The organism is Nocardia vaccinii NBRC 15922 (assembly GCF_001613305.1).
In the GTDB taxonomy this organism is placed as follows: Bacteria; Actinomycetota; Actinomycetes; order Mycobacteriales; family Mycobacteriaceae; genus Nocardia; species Nocardia vaccinii.
Genome location: NZ_BDCC01000044.1, coordinates 52,143 through 67,049 on the forward strand (window position 1 = coordinate 52,143; position 14,907 = coordinate 67,049).

Consider the following 14,907-nt stretch of genomic DNA (forward strand, 5'->3'; position numbering starts at 1 on the left):
GGCCGGAGCGGTGCCCGCGTCCGCGATCCCATCGGCAAGCCCTCGAACGACGAAGGCCCGGTCCTGTCGGACCGGGCCTTGCTCAGTGGAGCTGCCGGGAATCGAACCCGGGTCCTCCGCCGCTTCTCCAGGGCTTCTCCGTGTGCAGTTCGCTGTGCCTCTGCTTGGATCTCCCGGTCTTGCGAACGAGCCGAGATGACGATCCCAGTCGCTGTTGGATGTCCCGTCCTACTCCGCGACCGAGCCGGACGGTGAGCCTTCTAGCTGATGCCAGGGGCCGGGCCGAAGGCGAACCCGGGCTGACAGACACGCTCTACTGCTTAGGCAGCGAGAGCGTAGTCGCGCTGATGAGAATCGGCGCTTATAGGGTTGCAGCGACGCTTACGGTGGTCTCTTGCCTGCACCGACACGCTTCCCCTGAATCGACGCACGTAGTCGAAACCGTTCAGCCCCGTACTTCAATCCAGTTACCCGGCTGGTGACCGGGCTGTTCATAGTAACACCTCGCGCACCACGAACATTCCCGCCACCCCGGGGCTCGCGCCGAGCCGTCCGGGACCGACGAGTGCACCACGGGGTCCACACGCGCCACAGATCGACGCCGGCGAATCGATCGCCGGATGCCACCGCACCCGCTCACCCGGAACGAGTGGGACAACCGGCCCGTCCGCACATCACCGGCTCCGCCAGGCACCCGAGCACGACGGGCCGGTCCCGGGAGCACCGGGCGAACGAAATTTGTCGGTACCCCCTGATACCTTCCGATTCGTACCGATGATTCGAAATCTAAGGCGATGCAATGACTTTCGGGGGCACTACCTATCTCGAGCTGTCCGAGGCGAACGGCTCTGCGCACAAATTCTACGAGGTCGCCGTAGCAGGCACCCAGGTCACGATCCGATACGGGCGGATCGGGGATACCGGGCAGAAACAGGTGAGCTCTTTCGCCACCGCGGAGAAGGCCGCAGCCGCGGCCGGCAAGAAGGTGGCCGAGAAGATGCGCAAGGGGTACGCGCCCGCGGTGATGGGCGCGCGGGGTAAACGCCCGGTGACCCGGCGAACGATCGTCAGCCAGCGCTCGACCGCAAAATCCGCTCCGGTGCTGTGGACATTCGACTCGGGCGCGCCCGCGTACGGCATCTTCGTCGACGAGTCCCGCTGCTGGGTCGGCAATGAAGCCGGCGATGTGTTCACCCTCACGCCCGAGGGCACCCCGATCGGCCGGTTCCGGCTGCCCGATTCGGTGAAATGCATTGTTGCCGATGATTTCTGGATCTATGCGGGCTGTGACGACGGCCGCGTGTACGACCTGTCCGGCAAGGTACCCCGCGCGGCATACGACATCGCCTCCGATGTCGATATCTACTGGCTCGACATCCACGACGGCATACTCGGAGTCTCCGACCGGCAGGGCGGCCTCACCGTGATCGACCACGAGGAGGAGTCGCTGTGGAGCAGGCGCAGCGCCGGCAATTCCGGCTGGATGGTCCGCGTGTCCCCCGAGGGTGTCTACCACGGTCATTCGCATGGCGTCACCGCGTACGACCTCGACAGCGGCGAGTCCCGCTGGCATGTGAACACCGGACCGGTGCTGTTCGGCTGGCAGGAATCCAGCTCCGTCTATGCCGGAACCAGCAGTCACGAGGTACGCATGGTCGCCAAGGACGGCCGGTCCCAGCGGACGTATCGGTGTGATGCGGCCGTATTCTCCTGTGCCACATCGCCGGACGGCCACTACGTCTTCGCGGGTGACAACTATTCCTCGGTCTACTGCTTCGATGCCGACGGCCGCCGACTGTGGAAGCTCGCCACCGGCTGCGGTTCGGCGTTCTCGATGCAGTATCACGCCGACAAGCTCTACCTGGTGACCACAAACGGCACTCTGGCCTGCCTGGATGTGAGCGAATCGGGTGTACGCGACGCCGAGCAGGGCGTCCTGCCGCAGACGCTCTCGATCAAGGCTCCGGAAATCGCCGCCGTCGCCCCCAGCGCCACCCTGGAGGTGACGGCCGATCCCGGCACCGGCGTGGTGGTGGAGTGTGTGCGCGAAGGTGGAAAGCTTCGCGTTCACGTCACTTCCCCCGGCTATCAGAATTCGTGGAATGTCCAGTTTCCGAAGGAGATTCGGGAGTACGGCGCGCGATACGTCGTCGATGCGGTCAGCGAGTCGGCGCGTGGCGGCTTCTATCGCGTCCGCGGCGATATCCGCAAGTTGAACTGATCGTTCGCGCCCGCGGCAGTCGACCAGCGCCGCCGCGGGCGGCCCGCCGCTGTCCGGCGCGCCTGCGTCGAACCCGCCTGAACATTCGAGGAGCTCACCCGATGGCTATCAGCGCGACCGACCCCAGCGCCATCGCCATACCGATCTTCTGCAACGGTCCGGCCCGTTCGCCGAGCAGGACCATGGCCAGCAGAACCGTTGCCGCCGGGTAGAGCGAGCCGATCACGCTGATCAGGGACAGCAGGCCCGAATGGAAGGCGTACTGCATGGCCACATTCGCTATCACGTCCAGGACGCTGACGTAGCAGGCCAGCCGTAACGGCTCACCACGTGGCGCTCGAAACTGACCGGCGACCAGCGCCGCCACCCAGACGACCAGGGTCGCCGCGACGCGCGAGAGCAGCACCGGCCATATCCTCGACGCGGTCGTGGTCTCGTGCAGACAGACGAAAGCGAGTCCGAACGCCAGACCCGAGCCGACCGTCAGCAACGCGACGCGACGATCGAAACGCAGCTTCCGGCCGCCGGTGATCTCCTCGGTGACGTCATCGGGCGATTCCTTGCTGACCAGTACCACCGCGATCAACGCAAGGCCGATCCCGACATAGGCCGGAGGACTCGAACGCTCCCCGATCGCCATTCCGACCAGCACCGGAACCCCGGCAACCAGCACCGCCGTCAGCGGTGAGACCACCGCCATCGGCCCACTGGCCAGGGCCGCGTAGAACCACCACACCGCAAGCCCGCTCGCCACCCCCGAGGCCACGCCCCACAGCATCGAAGCGGTATCACAATGCCCGCCGACCAGCGGCGCGATGATCAACAGCATCAGCACCGACAGCGGATAGGACACGATCACCACCCGCAGCGCGGCAACCCGCCGGGATGCGACCCCGCCCGCGAAATCGCTCACGCCGTAACCGATCGCCGCCAGCAGCGCCAGCAGAACTCCGATCAACGCATACCCTTCACACGCCGCCCGAGCTCCCGAGTCACCTCCCGCTCCATCGTGCGGCGCGCCAGATCCTGACGCTTGTCGTAGTCCTGCTTACCCTTGGCCAACGCGAGCTCCACCTTGACCTTGCCGTCGGAGAAGTACATCGACAGCGGCACCAGCGTCTGATTGCTCTCCTTCACCTTGCCGGTGAGCTTGTCGATCTCCCGGCGGTGCATCAGCAGTTTGCGGGTGCGGCGCGGCGAATGATTGGTCCACGTGCCGTGCCCGTATTCGGGGATGTGCAGCCCACGCAGCCACACCTCACCATCGTCGATGGTGGCGTACGCGTCCACCAGCGACGCCTTACCCTCGCGCAGGCTCTTGACCTCGGTACCGACCAGCGCGACCCCGGCCTCGTAGGTGTCGAGGATCGCGTAGTTGTGCCGCGCTCGCCGGTTGGTGGCGATAACCTTGCGCCCCTGCTCCTTCATGTACACCCTTCTAGCACATCCGCCCTGGTGAGCGGCAATCGATTTACCCCGGCACCACGAGCCAGATCACCCTGCCCGATCAACTCGGGGGGCAGGCGTGGACGAACCTCCCACACATAACAACCCGTAGGGGCGGTATCTTCCGGCACTGCGGACCCGCGCCGGATGCCCCTACGCTGCGATCAGCACGCCCGTGAACGCGATCGTCGCCACCCAGACAGTGGACAGGACCGCCAGTACCAGGGGCCGAGCGCCGACCTTCGCGATGGTGGCCGCGCGCACTCCACAACCCAGGGCGAACATCGCCGCGGTCAGCAGGATCGTCTGCGCGGTCTTGGCATTGTCCAGAATCACGCCGGGCAGCAGTCCGGAGGAGCGGAGCAGAACGCAGCCGAGGAAGGCCAGGACGAACAGCGGGACGAGCGGTGGACGTTTCACACCGGCGCCGGATCCGAGCCGATTACGTTGCCGCACACTGAGAGTCAGCATCACCGGAGCCAGCATCAACACGCGCGCGAGTTTCACCACCACCGCCACGCCCAGCGCCGCACCGCCGATCGCGCTGCTGGCTGCGACGACCTGTGCGACCTCGTGGATCGAACCGCCCGCCCACAGGCCGGCAGTCTGGTCGGACAAACCGAACTCGTGCGACAGCAACGGGACGACCGGAATCATCAGCGTGCCGAACAGGATGACCAGCGCGACCGCGGCGACCACCTCCTGTTCATCGGCGTCGACGACACCGTCGACCGCGGCGACGGCGGCGGCGCCGCAGATGGAGAATCCGCACGCGATGAGCAGTCGTTGTGTCCAGCCGAGGCCGAGAAGTTTTCCGGCGAACATCGTTCCGGCGATGCCCAGGAAAACGATCGCCAGCACGACGACGATCATTCCCCAGCCGAGATCGATGATATTTCGCAACATGAGCTGCAAACCGAGTAGAGCCACACCGACACGGAGCAGCCGCTTGGCGGAGAACTGCAATCCGGGCTGAATTCGCTCGGGTATTCGCACCGCATTCGTCAGAATCGCGCCCAGCACTATCGCAACCAGCAACGGACTTACCGTCGGCAGGAAGTAATTCACCGTCATCGCGATCGCCGTGGCGAGGACGCACAGCGCCGACCCGGGCGCCAGCGCAGCCCCGGCGGCAATCATGCGCGAACGGCGTGATTGCGCAACGTCCTCGACCACGCTTGCCGCGTCACCATTCACTCGAGTGCTCATGAATTCACGGTCGGTCATTACCGGCAGATGCGGAAGCCCGATTTTCTACATGAGGCCATATCAGATGGACATGCCCCTGGGCGAGACTATATCGTCGACGCATGTCGAGGCGGTTCCCGGATTTCGGTGCATTGGAGCTGCTGGTAGGCGTCGACGACTACGGGAGCCTCAGCGCCGCGGGCCGTAAGCTGGGGATTCCGCAACCCAATGCGAGCCGGGCCGTCAAGCGGCTGGAGCGGCAGTTCGGCGTGCCGCTGCTCGAACGCAAGACCAGCGGCTCAGCACTGACGGCGCAGGGAACCGTCGTCGCGCACTGGGCGCGAATCGTCCTGGCCGACGCGAACAAACTTCTCGACGTCGCGGAGGGGCTACGCGTCGGACATTCACCGGAACTCACGGTGGGCGCGAGTATGACGGTCGCCGAACATCTTGTGCCGCGTTGGCTCGGCCGCCTGCGCGGATTGCATCCGGAAATAACCGTTCATCTCCAGGTATACAATTCCACCCAGGTATTCGAGCGGGTGATCAGCGGTGAATGCGGAGTCGGATTCGTGGAATCACCGACGGTGCCGCCCGAATTGCACAGCATCGCCGTCGCCCGGGACAGGCTCGTTGTCGTCGTACATCCGGCACATCCGTGGGCTCGAAGCGGCAAGCCGATTCCGATTGCCGAATTGGCTGCGACGCCGCTGGTGGTTCGAGAACCCGGATCGGGTATGCGGAATACACTGGACATGGCGCTGCAAGAATACGACCGGGCGGAGCCGCTGCTGGAATTGGGCAGCGCCGCGGCTATCCGCACCAGCGTATTGGAGGGGGTCGGTCCCGCTGTGCTGAGCACCTTGGCGGTCGGCGATCATCTGAGTTCGGGCGCATTGCGAACCATCGAGGTCGAGGGCCTGGACCTGTCCAGGCTGCTTCGAGCGGTGTGGCGCTCCCCCCGCCGCCTCGCGGGCCCCGCGGGCGAACTCGTCGACCTGGCCTGTCGAGGTGCTCAGGACGGCGGCGGCCTGGAATGGAACTCCGACCGATAACCGATTCCGGATATCAGGCTCCAGCCTGAATCGGCTGGATATGGGCGGCAGTGGCGCCGGACGCTTTGTCCTCATTGTCGACCGGATTTCCGACGCTCCACGGCACCGAGAGTTGCGTGGTTTCGTTCGGCGGGGTGACCGACACCTTCGTCGGGGTCCACAGCGTCGAACTCTCGCCCGGCGGGACGCTGCCCGAGGGGTCGATGTAATAGATGACGCTGTGCGCGCTGGCCCCCGGGGCGAGGGTCACGGGCGACGAGTCGCCGACTCGCGGCAGGGAGTAGGTCGAACCCGGACCGACCAGATCGACCCCCGGGAAGCCGGACATGACGCAGGCATGTGACGAGTGATTGGTGAAGATGAGCGGCAGATTGTAGTGCGTACCAGCGGCTCCCAGCTGACCCTGGACGTTCGCCGCGACCTTCGCCTGCGAGCCGAGCCGGGCCGACAGGTCCGCGGTGTGGCAGGGCGGAGCCGTATCCGCGGGGGACGCGGCCTGCTGCGCGAACGATGCCTGCGCAGTCGTTCCCGGAGCGGCCGAGTTGCTCCCCTGGCAGCCCGAGACCGACAGCGCGAACCCTGCCACGGCGACAGCGATTCCCACCGAATTCCTGTATTTCACGCCCGCTCCCATCGATGTACGAAAGAGGTTTCGCCAACCCCACACAATGTCCTGAATCCGGAGCAGACTTTACCGCCTTGCCGCCGCACCCGCGGCACGACCAACTGTCCGGGACGAGCATTCTGATATGCGCGATCTTTCCCAGAGCCGATCTGTGCGCGCTTTGCCGCGGCAATGCGTTATTTATCGGACCGCTGTGAGGAATTGTCGATATCCGGGGCAATTTCGACGGTTCGCCCGTTGCCGAGATGTGCGCGGACGCGCTGTCCGCCGGCGGCGCCCGACCGGTCAGACGGGATGGACCTCGAGGTACAGGACGAACAGCGCGATCCACGCGAGCAGCAGGAGGATCGTCGAAACCCGCGGATGCCCCAGATGACGGTAGGTGTGCGGGCGCAACCAACCGGTGTCGACGGTTCCTTCGAGAACCCGAGCGCGAAGGCCGACCGGCTCCGGGGCGTCCGGCTGATCCCGATCGGAACCACCGGACTGCGAGTCGCCGCCATCGGAGTGATGGTTGTGGTGGACCATGCCGGAACGCTATCCGGGTACGCCCGCGCGTGGGGGAAACTTGCCCGAATCGAAATGGGTTCGTGCGGCGGTGGGCCCGTACGGACTCATGCCGGACGGATCTCCAGATACAGGGCCAGCACCGCGATCCAGACCGACATGAGCACGAGGGTGGATACCCGAGGCCGGCCCAGCTGTTGCCGACGAGGCCACAGCCGGTGTCGGCGGGTATGTCCCACGGCGTCCTGATGCGCTTGGGGATCGGGCCCTGTCACCGTGAGGGTCGGCACCTCGGTGGGGCCTGCGCCGCCACCGGTGACATCATCGTTACCGAGCGTCATATCGAAAAGTTACCCACGTTTCGGGTTGTGATAAACGGATCGTCCTGGCACGTTCAGTACATATCGTCCGGGGGCGGTTCGAAATCCCAGTCCGGCGGCGGTTCGTGATCCCAGGCCTGCGAAACCGGTTCCGGGCGGGCGGCGGCCCGAGTGCGCGAGGACGTCGGAGCCGTGCGGGCGGGCGAAGCGGAAGCGGCCGGGCGGGCGGGCGCATCACCCCGGGGCCGAGCCGGGGGCCGATTCGACGCCGCGGCGGATTCGCCCGACTCCGGCTCCCCCGCCACCGCCTCCAGCACGCCCGCACCGTATTTGGTGAGCTTGTTCTCCCCGATACCGCTGATCTCCCCGAGCTGAGCCAGGCTCGCGGGTCGGCGGCCGGCGATCTCCCGCAACGTCGCGTCGTGGAAGACCACATACGCCGGAACACCCTGCTCCTTGGCGGTGGCCGCACGCCAGGCCCGCAGCCGCTCGAACAGCCCGGCATCGGCCGGAGCCAGATCGGCCGCGGCGAGACGAGATGCCTTGGCGCGCGGCGCTTTCGCCGCCTTGGCGCGTTCGGGCTCACGCCGCAGCGCGACTTGACGCCCCTTGAACAGCACTTCCTCGCTGGCCTCGGTGAGCACGAGCACGCCGTAGTCCCCGTGCACGGCCAGCAGCCCCTGCGCCAGCAGTTGCCGAACCACACCGCGCCATTCGACATCGCGCAACTCCGCGCCGACCCCGAAGACCTTGAGCTCGTTGTGCTTGTGCTGCATCACTTTCGGATTGGACTTGCCGACCAGGACATCAACGATGTGCCCCGCCCCGAAACGCTGCCCGCGCTCGCGGTCGAGCCGCAGCACCGCCGAGAGCACCTTCTGCGCGGGCACCGTGCCGTCCCAGGATTCGGGCGGATTCAGGCACGTGTCGCAGTTGCCGCAGGGTTCACCGCGCTGGCCGAAATAGGCCAGCAGCTGGGTGCGGCGGCACTGTACGGTCTCGCAGAGCGCGAGCATCGCGTCCAGATGCAGTTGCAACTGACGTCGATGCGCGGCATCGCCTTCCGAGGAGTCGATCATCTTGCGCTGCTGGACGACGTCGTTGAGGCCGTACACCATCCAGGCGGTGGAAGGCAGGCCGTCGCGACCGGCGCGACCGGTCTCCTGGTAGTAGCCCTCCACCGATTTGGGCAGATCGAGGTGCGCGACGAACCGCACATCGGGTTTGTCGATGCCCATGCCGAACGCGATGGTCGCCACCACGACCAACCCGTCCTCACGCAGGAAACGCGACTGGTTGGCCGCACGGGTGCGGGCGTCCAGGCCCGCGTGATACGGCACCGCCTCGATACCGTTGCGGGTGAGGAATTCGGCGGTCTTCTCGACCGAATTGCGCGAGAGGCAGTAGACGATGCCCGCATCACCGGCGTGCTCGGAGCTGATGAAGCTCAGCAGTTGCTGATCGGCCCGGTTCTTCGGCTCGATCCGGTACTGGATATTGGGGCGGTCGAAGCCCGCGACGAAATGCTTCGCCCCGGTCAGATCCAGGCGCTCGGCGATCTCGCGGCGGGTGGCCTCGGTGGCGGTGGCGGTCAGCGCGATACGCGGCACATCGGGCCAGCGCTCGTGCAGCACCGACAACTCCAGATAGTCGGGCCGGAAATCGTGGCCCCACTGCGAGACACAGTGTGCCTCGTCGATGGCGAACACCGATACCTCGGCCTTGTCCAGCAGTTGCAGCGTGGACTCCAGCCGCAACCGCTCGGGGGCGAGATAGAGCACATCGAGTTCGCCGGCGAGAAACCGCTGCTCCATCGTGCGGCGCTCATCGGGGAACTGAGTGGAATTCAGGAAACCCGCGCGCACGCCGAGGGCATTGAGCGCGTCGACCTGATCCTGCATCAGGGCGATGAGCGGCGAGATCACCACGCCGACCCCCGGACGCACCAGCGCGGGAATCTGATAGCACAGCGATTTGCCACCACCGGTGGGCATCAGGACCAGCGCGTCGCCGCCCTCGATGACCTGCCGGACGATGTCGTGCTGTAATCCGCGGAAACTGTCGTACCCGAATACCCGCCGCAGAACCTGTTGCGCCGCATCGGGTTCGGCCCCCACGCCGGACTGATCGATCAGCGAATCGGCCACCGTCTCGAGCGTCTCCTGCGAACTCACCCCCGACATGCTAGCGCCAGCCCGGCTCCCCGGGGCTTCAGGCGGTCGTCAGTGCCACGAGATTCGGGCTTCGGGCCGGCCGTCGGGACGTCTCCAGTTCTGGACGTACCCGGGGAGTTACCCATGTACATGCGAAATCAGTTGTTGCGCAGGGAGAATCGGTTGATCCGTGCGTGCGCGGGATCGCCTGGGATGGGAGCCGGCCGTCAGTCGCCGCACACATTCCGCATGACAAACGCACCCATTGCACATGGCAAACGCATCTTCTCCGTGGAACAACTGCACCCTTTCGGAGACCGCAACCGCACTCTTACCGCATACAGCCGCACCCGCTCCCTCGACGGGAACGGGTGCGGCTGTTCGTCGGTGCCGCGAACTTCACTCCCGAACGTAGTAGCGCAACGTCCCATAGGCCGTCACGGCGGCGAATACGATGCCGACCGGAATGATCGTCATCGCGACCAACGTGACGTCGTCACCGGTGATGCGCGGGAACACCTTCGATTCGAACAGCGAACCCAGCGCCCGATCGATCACCAGTGGCCGGGCCGCGATCAACCCGAACACCGCCAGGACCGAGCCGACGATCGCCGCGGCCACCGCCTCGAGCAGGAACGGCAACTGCGTATACCAGCGGCTCGCACCGACCAGTCGCATGATGCCGACCTCCTCCCGCCGGGTGAACGCCGCGATCTGCACCATGTTCGCGATCAACAGCACCGCCGCGAACGCCTGGAGCACCGCCAGACCGAACGCCGCGTTACGCAGACCGTCGAAGAGACTGACCAGCCGGTCGACCACGTCCTTGTCGTTGCGCACGAACTTCACCCCGGGCCGGGCCTGGAATTTCTGCAGGATGCTCGGATACGTGCCGGCGTCGGTCATCTTGACCCGCAGCGAGGCCGGAAGCGGCGACTGCGCGACGTAGGCGGCCAGTTCCGGCTGATCCTTGAACGTCTTCTCCTTCGCCTCGCGGATCGCATCCGCGCGATTGAGGTACTGCACCGACACCACACCCGAGGTGTTCTTCAGATCCGACAGCAGCGTCTTGCACGGATCCTTCGAGCAGTCCACATCGGTGGCGGACACGGTGTCGTCCAGGTACAGCCGCACCTCGAGCCGGTCCAGGAAGTACTGCTCGGTCTTGTCGGCCATCGTCACCGCGAGCAGACCGCCGCCGAGCATGGTCAGCGAGACCGCGGTGGTCAGAATCATCGCGATCGTCATGGTGACGTTGCGGCGCAGGCCGTTGAGGACCTCGCTCAGCAGGAACGCTCCGCGCATTACCGGCCCACCCCGTACACGCCGGTCGCCTCGTCGCGGACCAGGCGGCCACGGTCGAGTTCCACCACGCGCCGGCGCATCGCGTCGACGATGTGGTTGTCGTGGGTCGCCATCAGCACCGTGGTGCCGACGCGGTTGATCCGTTCGAGCAGGGTCATGATGTCCTGACTGGTATCGGGGTCGAGGTTGCCGGTGGGCTCGTCGGCGAGCAGTACCAGCGGCCGGTTCACGAACGCCCGCGCGATCGCGACACGCTGCTGCTCACCACCGGACAGCTCACTGGGCAGCCGGTCGGCCTTACCGGACAGGCCCACCAGATCCAGCGCCTCCGGCACCGCGCGGTTGATGAACTTGCGGTTCTTGCCGATCACCTCGAGTGCGAAGGCGACGTTCTGCTCGACGGTCTTCTGCTGCAACAGCCGGAAGTCCTGGAATACGCAGCCGATCCGCTGCCGCAACTTGGGCACCTTGCGCCCGGCCAGGCGGTCCACCCGGAAATCCGCGACGTGGATCTCACCGGCGGTGGGACGCTCCTCCTTGAGCAGCAGGCGCATGAACGTCGACTTACCCGAACCGGACGGCCCGATGATGAACAGGAACTCGCCCTTTTCCACCTCGACCGAAACATTGTCCAACGCGGGACGCGTCGAGGTTTTGTATGACTTGGTGACGTTCCGCAGGGTGATCACGAGGTGCCAGTGTAGCCAGCAATGCAAGTGCACTCTCCGGCACACACCCGGTAATTGCCTCGTGTCACATTCGGGTCACTTGGTCTGCGTGGACGAAATCACTGATTTCGGAATCGTATTGGCAATCGGTGAGAAGCCACTGTGATCGGGGGTAGCCGGCTTGACGAATACGTACAAAACGAACGTCGCGACCCAGGCGGCGATCAGGGCCGCGGTGGATTTACGCAGTTTCACTCATGCCCTCCCGGCGTAATGCCGCGGCAACCCGCACCCGGAGCTCGCGGCCGACTTCGAACTGTTTGCCCGGCAGCGTCCGGGCAACCATGCGGATGTTCATCTGATCGACGGTGAGGTCCTCGAGTCCCATCACCGTGGGCTCGTCCAGCAGAAGCGATTTCAGTTTCCGATCGGCGAACGCCTTCGCGCCGACATCGTGCAGGATCTCGTTGACCTTGGTGATGTCGGCGGTCGCGGGAACCGGCACGTCGATCGCCGCGCGCGCCCAGTCCTTGGACAGATTCGTGACTTTCACGATCTGGCCGTTGGGCACGGTGATCACCTCGCCGTCCGGATTGCGCAAGGTGGTGATCCGCAAGGTGATGTCCTCGACGGTGCCGTCGGCCGGGTAGGTCTGGCCGGTGACCGCGATACTCACCACATCGCCGAATCCGTACTGCCGCTCGGTGATCAGGAAGAATCCGGCGAGCAGATCCTGCACGATGCGCTGCGCGCCGAAACCGAGCGCGGCACCGATCACCGCCGCCGGGGCCACCAGACCGCCGAGCGGAAAGCCCAAGCGCTGCAACACTTCCAGCGCCACCAGGAAATAGACGATGGACAGCAGCACCCAGGTGACCACCTGCGCCAGCGCGTGCCGGTGCTTGGCCGCCTCCGAGCGGACCAGCGAATCACTGCCCTGGAAGCCCGCATCGATCCGGCGGATGATCCGGTCCCGGACGAACTGGGCGAACCGGCTGAACAGCATCGCGCCGATCACGAACAGCACGATCTCCAGGCCGCCCGAACGCGCCCAGGCGCCGACCCCGGCCAGGGTCGAGCCGTCGGCCAGATTCGCGGTCATTCCCTCACCTCTGCCGACTTCGGCCCGTCAGAATCTGCCATGCTGCCACCCGAACACACGCCCAACAGGCTACTACGGTGCTCGGCGCGGATCGAAACGCCGTGATAGTGCCGTGATTGGCACGAGCACGAGCAAACCGCGGATTACTCCTCCGCGCCCTGGCGCATCCGCCAGCGGATTCCCTCTTCGATGAAGCCGTCGATCTCGCCGTCGAGTACTGCTGTCGGATTGTTCACCTCGTAATTGGTGCGCAGATCCTTGACCATCTGATAGGGGTGCAACACATAGGAACGCATCTGATTGCCCCAGGACGCACCTTCGGTGGTCTTGAGCGCATCCATCTGGGCGCGCTCCTCCTGCCGCTTGCGCTCGAGCAGTTTGGCCTGCAGCACGCGCATCGCGGAAATCTTGTTCTGCAACTGCGATTTCTCGTTCTGGCAGGTCACCACGATACCGGTCGGGAGGTGCGTGATGCGCACCGCCGAGTCGGTGGTGTTGACGCTCTGGCCGCCGGGTCCCGAGGAGCGGTACACGTCGACGCGGATATCGCCCTCGGGCACATCGATGTGGTCGGTGGTCTCGACCACGGGCAGCACCTCGACCTCGGCGAAAGAGGTCTGGCGGCGGCCCTGATTGTCGAACGGACTGATCCGCACCAGCCGGTGCGTGCCCATCTCCACCGACAGCGTGCCGTAGGCATAGGGCGTCTTGACCGCGAAGGTCGCGCTCTTGATCCCGGCCTCTTCCGCGTAAGAGGTGTCGTAGATCTCCACGCCGTACTTGTGCCGCTCCGCCCACCGGACGTACATGCGCATCAGCATCTGGGCCCAGTCCGCGGCGTCCACGCCACCGGCGCCCGAGCGGATGTTCACCAGCGCCTCACGCTTGTCGTACTCGCCCGACAGCAGCGTGCGCACCTCCATCGCCTCCACGTCGGCGTGCAGCGCGACGCGCTCGGCGTCGGCGTCGGCGAGGGCCTCGGTGGCCGCCTCGCCCTCCTCGGCCTCGGCGAGTTCGTACAGCACCGGCAGATCGTCCAGGCGCTGCCGCAGATCGCTGACGCGGCGCAACTCGCCCTGGGCATGGGAGAGTTCGCTGGTGACCTGCTGTGCGTGCTCCTGGTCGTTCCACAGGTCCGGATCGGCGGCCTGATGTTCGAGCTCATCGATGCGACGGCGCAGTTCGTCGATGTCGAGCACGGACTCGACCGTCTTGAGAGTCGTGTCGAGTTCGGCGAGATCAGCGGTGACGTCAGGGTGCACGGTTGTCCAATCTACCGGTCGCGCGTAAGGCGGTGAAATGCGGCGAGCCGCGCTCCGGCGCGAGCCGGTGTCGGCAACCGCCCATCGGCATCGCGAGTGTCGCGGCGGGCCGGTCGGTTCAGCTCGGTACCGCGCGCAACCCACCCGGCCGACGGCCCAGCAGCGCGTCGAGTGCCGCGGCGGTCGCCTCGTCGGCGGGCAGCTGGATCTGGATGTACTCATCGTCGTCGGCGGACAGCTCCAGCCTTTCGTAGGCCAGGCGCAATACCCCCGCCTCCGGATGATCCATCCGGCCGATCCCGTTCGTATCAGGCAGGCCGGCGATCTCGGCGACGCGGCGGGTGAATTGCTCGCCCACGAGTAATGCCAACTCGTCGGCGAGGGCGGCGATCGTCGGGTCGGATCGGAAGGGGCCTGCCTTGAGAGTGGCCACCGCGAGATCGGCTCGACGTTCCCAATCGGGGTGGACGATGCGGGCGCGCGGATCGGTGAACAGCCAGCGCGGGTAACCCGCGGGCAGGCCGTGGTCGAGCAGGCCCGTCCCGCCGACCAGTGCACGGTAGCCATCGGTGCAGCTCAGAACCTCGCCGAGGCGATTGAACACGGCGGCGGGCGTGGGCGCCAAGCGGTCGAGGATCGCTTGCACCGCGGGACGCACCAGCCGGTTGGGCAGCGCGCCGCCGGTACAGCTGAAGCCGGGATCGGCCGCCTTGACCAGACGATGCAGTTGGACGCGCTCGCTCGGGCTCAGCCGGAGAGCATCGGCCAGCGCCGACAGCACCACCGTCGACGGGTGTCGATCGCGACCCTGCTCCAGCCGGATCAGATATTCGACGCTGACGCCGGCGAGAGTCGCGAGTTCGGCCCGGCGCAGCCCGGGCGTGCGGCGACGTGGGCCGGCGGGCAACCCGACCTCGGCGGGGGTAACCGCCTCGCGCCGAGTGCGCAGGAACAACCCCAGCTCGTTATCGCTCACGAACCGAAGGTAACAGCGCCGACCGCCGCGAGGGTGTCCCTCTCGCTACCACTCTCGCAGCAGGCTCCCTCACCTCTCG

General features: G+C 66.0%; 15 protein-coding genes and 1 other RNA gene. 2 read left to right on the forward strand and 14 right to left on the reverse strand.

Going from position 1 to position 14,907, the window contains the following annotated elements:
• Window positions 1-83: 83 nt before the first annotated feature.
• Window positions 84-453: a transfer-messenger RNA gene (gene ssrA, locus NV1_RS26495) on the reverse strand.
• A 346-nt stretch (window positions 454-799) separates the two neighbouring features.
• Here ssrA and NV1_RS26500 point away from each other — a divergent pair.
• Window positions 800-2,221 carry a WGR domain-containing protein gene (locus NV1_RS26500; protein ID WP_067896939.1) on the forward strand — a complete coding sequence of 474 codons (1,422 nt, stop codon included), beginning with the start codon at window positions 800-802 and terminating at the stop codon, window positions 2,219-2,221.
• Between the two features lie 94 nt (window positions 2,222-2,315).
• On the opposite strand, the gene NV1_RS26505 is transcribed toward NV1_RS26500, so the two are convergent.
• The 3 genes from NV1_RS26505 to NV1_RS26515 all read right to left on the reverse strand — a co-directional run bounded on the left by NV1_RS26505 (window position 2,316) and on the right by NV1_RS26515 (window position 4,807).
• Window positions 2,316-3,179 carry a DMT family transporter gene (locus NV1_RS26505; RefSeq protein ID WP_174557486.1) on the reverse strand — a complete coding sequence of 288 codons (864 nt, stop codon included), beginning with the start codon at window positions 3,177-3,179 and terminating at the stop codon, window positions 2,316-2,318.
• A complete protein-coding gene (gene smpB / locus NV1_RS26510; RefSeq protein ID WP_067897081.1) occupies window positions 3,176-3,649 on the reverse strand; it encodes an SsrA-binding protein SmpB in 474 nt (157 codons plus the stop codon). The genes NV1_RS26505 and smpB overlap by 4 nt, the downstream gene beginning before the upstream one ends.
• Before the next feature lie 171 nt (window positions 3,650-3,820).
• Window positions 3,821-4,807 (reverse strand): YeiH family protein, encoded by a 987-nt coding sequence (locus tag NV1_RS26515; RefSeq protein ID WP_373864657.1) that lies wholly within the window; start codon window positions 4,805-4,807, stop codon window positions 3,821-3,823.
• A 170-nt stretch (window positions 4,808-4,977) separates the two neighbouring features.
• On the opposite strand from NV1_RS26515, the gene NV1_RS26520 reads away from it, so the two are divergent.
• Window positions 4,978-5,910 carry a LysR family transcriptional regulator gene (locus tag NV1_RS26520; protein ID WP_067896943.1) on the forward strand — a complete coding sequence of 311 codons (933 nt, stop codon included), beginning with the start codon at window positions 4,978-4,980 and terminating at the stop codon, window positions 5,908-5,910.
• Between the two features lie 13 nt (window positions 5,911-5,923).
• On the opposite strand, the gene NV1_RS26525 is transcribed toward NV1_RS26520, so the two are convergent.
• The 10 genes from NV1_RS26525 to NV1_RS26565 all read right to left on the reverse strand — a co-directional run bounded on the left by NV1_RS26525 (window position 5,924) and on the right by NV1_RS26565 (window position 14,828).
• A complete protein-coding gene (locus tag NV1_RS26525; protein WP_169813401.1) occupies window positions 5,924-6,514 on the reverse strand; it encodes a DUF4232 domain-containing protein in 591 nt (196 codons plus the stop codon).
• Window positions 6,515-6,820: 306 nt separating this feature from the next.
• A complete protein-coding gene (locus NV1_RS26530) occupies window positions 6,821-7,063 on the reverse strand; it encodes a WLR motif membrane protein (RefSeq protein WP_067896945.1) in 243 nt (80 codons plus the stop codon).
• Between the two features lie 86 nt (window positions 7,064-7,149).
• Window positions 7,150-7,383, reverse strand: coding sequence for a WLR motif membrane protein (locus NV1_RS26535; protein WP_067896947.1), 234 nt, complete (start codon window positions 7,381-7,383; stop codon window positions 7,150-7,152).
• Between the two features lie 53 nt (window positions 7,384-7,436).
• Window positions 7,437-9,545 carry a DNA helicase RecQ gene (gene recQ, locus NV1_RS26540; protein WP_067896949.1) on the reverse strand — a complete coding sequence of 703 codons (2,109 nt, stop codon included), beginning with the start codon at window positions 9,543-9,545 and terminating at the stop codon, window positions 7,437-7,439.
• A gap of 369 nt (window positions 9,546-9,914) precedes the next feature.
• The gene (ftsX, locus tag NV1_RS26545; protein WP_067896951.1) at window positions 9,915-10,820 is read right to left on the reverse strand and encodes a permease-like cell division protein FtsX; all 906 of its coding nucleotides are present in this window, start codon (window positions 10,818-10,820) and stop codon (window positions 9,915-9,917) included.
• Window positions 10,820-11,509: a cell division ATP-binding protein FtsE gene (ftsE, locus tag NV1_RS26550; protein ID WP_067897096.1), complete on the reverse strand. Its 690-nt coding sequence runs from the start codon at window positions 11,507-11,509 to the stop codon at window positions 10,820-10,822. The genes ftsX and ftsE overlap by 1 nt, the downstream gene beginning before the upstream one ends.
• Before the next feature lie 75 nt (window positions 11,510-11,584).
• Window positions 11,585-11,743, reverse strand: a complete 159-nt coding sequence (locus tag NV1_RS43835; RefSeq protein WP_157117378.1) for an Rv3103c transmembrane domain-containing protein — start codon at window positions 11,741-11,743, stop codon at window positions 11,585-11,587.
• Window positions 11,730-12,590, reverse strand: coding sequence for a mechanosensitive ion channel family protein (locus NV1_RS26555; RefSeq protein ID WP_067896961.1), 861 nt, complete (start codon window positions 12,588-12,590; stop codon window positions 11,730-11,732). The genes NV1_RS43835 and NV1_RS26555 overlap by 14 nt, the downstream gene beginning before the upstream one ends.
• A gap of 143 nt (window positions 12,591-12,733) precedes the next feature.
• Window positions 12,734-13,852: a peptide chain release factor 2 gene (gene prfB, locus NV1_RS26560; protein WP_067896963.1), complete on the reverse strand. Its 1,119-nt coding sequence runs from the start codon at window positions 13,850-13,852 to the stop codon at window positions 12,734-12,736.
• Between the two features lie 118 nt (window positions 13,853-13,970).
• Window positions 13,971-14,828: a helix-turn-helix domain-containing protein gene (locus NV1_RS26565; protein WP_067896965.1), complete on the reverse strand. Its 858-nt coding sequence runs from the start codon at window positions 14,826-14,828 to the stop codon at window positions 13,971-13,973.
• Window positions 14,829-14,907: the final 79 nt, after the last annotated feature.